6 protein-coding genes and 1 pseudogene are annotated in these 6250 nt (G+C 59.4%); 4 read left to right on the top strand and 3 right to left on the bottom strand.

Translation table 11 applies throughout. The features are described 5' to 3' along the window. From GA0061099_RS38440 to tnpC, 3 genes and pseudogenes are all read left to right on the top strand, one after another. The coding region (locus GA0061099_RS38440; RefSeq protein ID WP_074448646.1) for a ribonucleotide-diphosphate reductase subunit beta at positions 1-760 on the top strand (760 nt) is incomplete at its 5' end. Positions 761-1512: 752 nt separating this feature from the next. After that, positions 1513-1950 carry an IS66 family insertion sequence element accessory protein TnpB gene (gene tnpB / locus GA0061099_RS38445; RefSeq protein WP_074448647.1) on the top strand — a complete coding sequence of 146 codons (438 nt, stop codon included), beginning with the start codon at positions 1513-1515 and terminating at the stop codon, positions 1948-1950. Then, a pseudogene (gene tnpC, locus GA0061099_RS38450) lies at positions 1919-3457 on the top strand (IS66 family transposase). Before tnpB ends, tnpC begins: the two are co-directional and overlap by 32 nt. A gap of 526 nt (positions 3458-3983) precedes the next feature. Here the strand turns inward: tnpC and GA0061099_RS38460 are convergent. Further along, the gene (locus tag GA0061099_RS38460) at positions 3984-4517 is read right to left on the bottom strand and encodes an acetoacetate decarboxylase family protein (protein ID WP_225115009.1); all 534 of its coding nucleotides are present in this window, start codon (positions 4515-4517) and stop codon (positions 3984-3986) included. 634 nt (positions 4518-5151) lie between these two features. Then, complete coding sequence (locus GA0061099_RS38470; protein WP_074448648.1) at positions 5152-5538, bottom strand: hypothetical protein; 387 nt, start codon at positions 5536-5538, stop codon at positions 5152-5154. 213 nt (positions 5539-5751) lie between these two features. On the opposite strand from GA0061099_RS38470, the gene GA0061099_RS38475 reads away from it, so the two are divergent. Then, positions 5752-5994, top strand: coding sequence for a hypothetical protein (locus tag GA0061099_RS38475; protein WP_244621055.1), 243 nt, complete (start codon positions 5752-5754; stop codon positions 5992-5994). Here GA0061099_RS38475 and GA0061099_RS38480 read toward each other — a convergent pair. Then, positions 5958-6250, bottom strand: a 293-nt coding sequence (locus GA0061099_RS38480) for a transposase (protein WP_208604919.1), incomplete at its 5' end; no start/stop codon positions are given. The two genes, GA0061099_RS38475 and GA0061099_RS38480, sit on opposite strands and share 37 nt — an antisense overlap.

Raw genomic sequence — 6250 nt, forward strand, 5'->3', positions numbered from 1 at the left:
CACCGTCCAGATGATGATGGCCGCTTTCACTAACATGGAGACGGTTCATATCGATGCCTATGCCCTGCTGCTCAAGACGCTCGGTATGCCCAAGACCGAGTTCGAGGCATTCCGCGGCTATGCGCAGATGCGCGCCAAGGCGGACTACATGCATGAGTTCGGCGTCGACAGCGTGGCGGATGTCGCCCGCACCCTGGCGATGTTCGGCGCCTTCACCGAAGGCATGGCCTTGTTCGCCAGCTTCGCCATGCTGCTGAACTTCCCACGCCACAACAAGATGAACGGCATGGGACAGATCGTAAGCTGGTCAGTGCGCGACGAGAGTCTCCACTGCGAGGGCATCATCAAGCTGTTTCACGAATGGCACCGCGAAACCGGCGCGGTGACGCGCTCCGTCCGCGACGACATTGTCGACGTCGCCAAGACCATGGTGAAGCTGGAGGAGAACTTCGTCGAGCTCGCCTTCGGCCTTGGCAAGATCGAGGGCATGCTGCCCGAGCATATCCACGCCTACGTCCGCTATGTCGCCGACTGGCGACTGACCCAGCTGCGGATTGCCCCGGTCTTCGGCTTCTTCGAGGCGAAGGAGGGCGGGTTCACCCAGCTCAAGGCGCATCCGCTGCCGTGGCTCGTCGAGATTCTCAATGGCGTCGAGCACGCCAATTTCTTCGAGCAGCGCGCCACGGAGTACTCCAAGGCGGCAAGCCGCGGCAGCTGGGACGGCGAAGACGGGGTGTGGGCGACTTTCGGCCGTATCTAGCCCATCTTATTCATGCTAGCGTTGGCCTTGAGCGCCTGCCGACGCGGGTGCGCGCATGCTAACGGCGCAGACGCTGTTTTCTGCACTAATCCCAATTCTCCGGTGCCACGATCGCCAAGAGACTATATGCAGCGTGCGGTATGAAGGCATGACTTCATGGGACCTGTTGGTGTTGACTTTGCAATAGAGAGCCCATTTTGAACGCGTGCCGCCCGATACCCGAAGAACAAAAGCAGCGTCACATGACTGACCGATCCGAGTGCTGGGCTACAGGAGCAAACGCTATGCCAAACCAGCCAGCTTGCCGGCCACCATTCTCGACGTTTCGGTCCCGCGCTGCGATTCAGCGCTTTACCAAGGACCGTGTCGTACCGGCCTGGCATTTGCAGAGCAAAGAACGCCTCCGGTTTGATGTAATCGTCCGCGTTCCATATGATTGAAGCTGTCGCCGAGCGTCTTGAGGGGGCGCCGCGACAGCTTCGCCGGCGCTGGTCGGACGAGTTCACGCGCAAGTTGTGGCAGAGGCGCAGGAGCCTGGCGCGAGTGTATCGGGGATCGCCCATCTCTTCGTCTGGCGTCGCGATGCTCGGGCGAACGAACCTACCTTCGCGGCCTTCGAGTCGCGAAGTCGCGGTGGCGTGCATGTCAGAGGCAGTGATCGAGATTGCCTCCATTGGCGAGGTGATCGTGCGCGCCGGCGTGGACGCCGACGAGGCGCAGCTGCAGCGGGTGATCCGGGCGGTCCGTTCGGCATGATCCCCTCCGGCGTGAAGGTGTTCCTGGCCAGCCATCCAGTTGACTTCCGCAAGGGTACCGATGGCCTTGTTGCGCTGGTGCGCGATGCCGGCTCAGATCCGTTCGACGGGGCGCTTTATGTGTTCCGGGCGAAAAGGGCTGACCGAATCAAGATCGTATGGTGGCATAGCTCTGGCGTGTGCCTCTATTTGAAACGCCTTGAAAAAGCGAAGTTCTGCTGGCCGCGGAATCGGGCATCATCGGATACAGATGAATCCGCGCAGTTGATGGCCCTGGTGGACGGGATGGATGGGGAAGCGGGTCCGGGCTGTGGCGGTCACGCCGGCGGTAAGCGCTGCGACGAAGTGAATCAACGCCTGAAAGGACGAGAGAACCGGAGCAAAAGGTGCTCTGGTCGGGGCAATGCCCCCGCCCGATCTCGACCTCCCGAATGACGTAGAGATGCTAAAGGCCATGGTGCTTGCCATGGCCAAAAAAGCGGCGCCTGCGATGCAATGGAGAGCGAGATCGACGATCTCAAGGCGCGCAACGCCGATGCGCGCATCGCGCGGCTGACGCAGATCCTAAAGGCCTTTGACCGCCCCCGGTTCGACCGACGATCGGAAAAGCTCGGCTCGGCGAGTATCGATGACGAACAGCAGGCTTTTGCCTTCGAGGAGATCGAGACCGGCATTGCTGCGATCAGGACACAGGTCAATAAGGGCCGCGAGCGGGGCGGGTGGCAAACGCGCACCTCGTCGGCGCAAGGGCTTTGCATCGCATCTGGAACGGATCGGGGTTGTCATCGAGCCGGAAGCGTTAGCTGAGCATGCCGGCAAGCAGAAGGTGCTCATCGGCGAGGACGTGTCGAAGCGTCTGGATGTGGAGCCGGCGAAGTTCCCCGTCATCGTCACACGCCGTCCCAAGTATGCCTTCAAGAACGAGGACAGCGTGATCCAGGCGCCGGGCCCAGATCGCCGTCTCCAGTACGTCGATGGCCAACCGCTCTACCGGCAGGAAGCCATCTATGCCCGCGATCAGGTCGAACTTGACAGCCAGCTGGTGGCGCAATGGATGGGCAAGCTCGGCTTCAAGCTGGAGATCGTGGCCGACTACATCTTCAGCGAGGTAAAAAAGGCCGGACGGATCTGTGCCGACGAGACCACCTTGCCGACGCTCGCTCCGGCTCCGGATCGACGAAGACGACCTGCTTATGGGGCTATGCCCGAGATGATGGAACCTTTGCTGGCAGCGCCCCCCGATCGTGGCGTATCGCTTCGAAGACAGCCGCTCCGGCGAACGTGCGGCCCGGCATCTCAATGGTTATCGCGGCATCCCTGCAGGCTGGTGGATACGCCGCCTATACCAAGTTGGCGCGACCCGATCGCGGAATGATCGGCATCACCTTGGCCGGCTGCTGGTCACACAGCAGGCCCCAAGTTCTATGAGCTGCATGCTGCAGGAAGCTCGAAAGTGGCAACGACGACAGTCGAACGGATGGCAAAGCTCTGGCAGGTTGAGAAGACCGTGCGCGGCCAAAGCCCCGACGCACGCGTTGCCGCGCGCCAGCAAGCCTCCGGGGCGGTCGTCGCAGGTCTCTTCGATCTCTGGCAGCACACCTTGCGGCGGATCTCCGGGAAATCAAAGCTGGCCGAGGCAATCCGCTATGCCGTCTCACGTGGCTCCCTCTTCGAACGCTTCCTCACCGACGGCCACATTGAGCTGGACTCCAACATCGTCGAGCGCGCCATCACGCCACAGACAATTACAAGAAAAAATAGCCTCTTCGCGGGCAGCGACGGCGGCGGACAACCTGAGGGACCATCGCAACACTGCTGCATAGGGCGAGAATGAACAACGTCGATCCGTTCGCTTGGCTCGTCCTAAACACTTCACCGTATCACCAATGGCTGGCCGAGTAGCGAAATCGACGCGCTCATGCCATGGAACCATGCCGCGTGACGGCCGCAGCTTGCCGCTTACACCCCGACGGCTGCAATTGAACATTGAACTTGCATCGAAGCATATCACACATTTCTACAGCTAGAAGAAGGTTGGACTGTCACGAAGGCTTGGCCGGCATGTGCGAGCCGATCCGCGCCCAGCAATCGGCCGAGCGACGGAGGCGATGGGCTTGTCGCTTCACGATGGCGCGCCAGTCAGACCTGCGCAGATGCGTGGGCAAAAGCCTTGCGATGGGACATTCGCCGGAGCAGATCGCCGGCGGCTGGTGCTGAAGCATGGTCGCGCCATCATCAGCCATGAGTCAATCTATCGTTTCATCTAACGTCGGACGGCCCAGAACGATTACTGGTACCCCTGCTGCCACGTCACAAGAAAATACGAGGGCACCCCCGGCAGAGACCTGGATAAAACTTAGGGCAAGGTCACCAGGACTTCTAACTGGATAAGTTGAGGCAAACTCATTCCTCATTCTGTTAGCCTGAATTGATCTCCCGACAAGACACCGATGGCCTGGAGTCTAGAGTCATACTCCTCGCACGTGCCGAGCAGAGTATCCGCGACTGACAAATTGTGCACGGGATCGATGAGTGGGGGGTCGTAAGTTAGGGAAACCGGGCCAGTAGAAAGTACTTCGTCGCCCCGTTCGGTCTCGTCGGAACCTTTGGTCCGTACACCATTTCACGAGTTGCGTTGCGGCTCCCTTTCCGGACTCTGTTAAGGGGGGCAGATGGGGAACCGAATAGAAGTTCGTCCGGGTAGAATACATCTGTCCCGCACCGGAGCGTTGATTTGGTTGAGCATGGATGGTTAGCAGACGCTTGCCAGCCGGACGTTCGAGCGTGCCCTGAATTAGACCGTCTTCCCATGTCATTCTGATGTGCCAGCTTTTTGGAGAGCCAAGGACCTCCCGCCCCGAAGCGAGCGCTGCATCATGCGTTGTCACATAGATGTAGGGAATGTAGTAGCCGGTCTGCCCGCCAAGATCGCGAACTTGGATTCCTGAGTAGTGCTCTAAATACGGTCCGACTGTGCTTAAGCCATAGCACGCTATGCCCACCGCACCGCACCCGACGGGCCGATCACCGGCTCGCCTTCAGAGCCTGGACGATCGACGCAATCATCGTCGGGTCCGCACCACGGCCGGCCCGGATCGTGATGCCCTCAACTTCGATCTCGATGACTATCCCCCTGGCTTGCAGCGTACCGCTTTGCGCTCACGCGCCCAAGAGCTGGCGCCGGCACTACGGCATCCACCACCGCCGGCACAAACTGTACTTCTTTTGCTTCGGAATGACCGCCCGGTGCTTCTCGCAACTGACGGCGCCTGCCAAACAACTGCTGCGGCGACAATCCAAGCCGTCGCAGACCGAGTCGCCACTCGCTGCGATCTCCGCAAAACTCCGAGCCTTGTCCTCGTCGCTCCACTTCCGCCGAAGGCCCGCTCCGGTTGAAGATCTCGAGGCGCCGCACCGGCTCCGTGATAGCAGTATGCACTGTGTCCATTCTAAGCCTAACGGTCCAAAACGAACCGCAGGCTCGCAGATCACCCCGTCATTCGGTAGATGGCCCCTGAACGGCCCCTTACGGCCGCTCGATGCGCCCTGGAGTTATGGTCGGAGCTTTTTTTGACGCAAAGCCTGTTTAGAGCTACAATAGGTTTTTAGGTGCGGGTCTACAAGCAAACGGCTGATCTATGGTCCTTCGATTCGGGCATACGTTTCGATGATGTGGTTGGCAGTAAGCGAGTAGTCTTGCGTTCTGGCCCCAGCAATAGCCAACAGACGACGGCATGAAGGAAGTGTTAAGCGAGAGCTAATATTAAGCCGCGGGTACATCCCTCGAATTCGTGGGTGCAATTCGGCTGCAACGCGTACATCAGACGATGCAACGAACCTACCGCCCCAAATTTCAATGATCTCCTTTAAAGGGTGTCCCGCTCTCAACTTCTTCTTTGTTGTTATTTGCGCGTCCAGCCATTGATAGGCAATCCGGACGCTATCATCATCCTCGTGGAGACAATTGTCATCTTGATAGTTGACGCGAGTTTTTGCGTTGGCAATTTCAGCTGCTGTGAGCATGTTGAAAGCTCCTCTGATACGACTTTCTGTACGGCCGCGAAGCGTCCTTGCGAATTTAGCCTCCGCACTGGTCCGTGAGTTACTATCATGTCTGGTAGTTGGAGCGCTTACTCGCCAATTCCATTCACCTACTTCTGACGTTCTCGCTCACGGCGCTTGATCGATCCGATTCCCGGGATTGGTCTCATAACGGCCCCGGCTCTCGCCGCGACCGTGCCGGACGCGACCATCTTCCGCTCCGCGCGGGAGTTCGCGGCCTGGCTTGGCCGGAGGCCTAAGCGGAGTTCCACCGCCGGGAACGGACGGGCTAGATCGGATTACGAAACAGGGCGATTCCTATCTCAGGTACTTGCTAGACATCGGAACACGCAAGGTCGTTCGGTATCCAAGGTACTGTCCAGAATCTTTCGCACTTTTGATCAGGCGACGGCTCCGGTTTCAGAGAGTTGTGGCTGATAGAGCGGTCGCATGTTCATGTAGCATTTGGTCGACCACGCCGTTCCGGCAATGTGCCGCAGCCGGGCCGCCGCTAAGTTGAGACAGGATTGACCGTCGGGGAAGGCGCCGACGACACGGGTTCGTCGCCGGATCTCCTTCATGATGCGCTCGAGCGGATTGTTCGTTCGAATCTTCCGCCAATGGATGTCCGGAAAGGCATAGTAGGCGAGCGTCTCGTGAACCGCCTGCTCGACGAGATCAGCAGCTTTGGCCA

The sequence above is a fragment of the Bradyrhizobium yuanmingense genome (assembly GCF_900094575.1).
In the GTDB taxonomy this organism is placed as follows: domain Bacteria; phylum Pseudomonadota; class Alphaproteobacteria; order Rhizobiales; family Xanthobacteraceae; genus Bradyrhizobium; species Bradyrhizobium yuanmingense.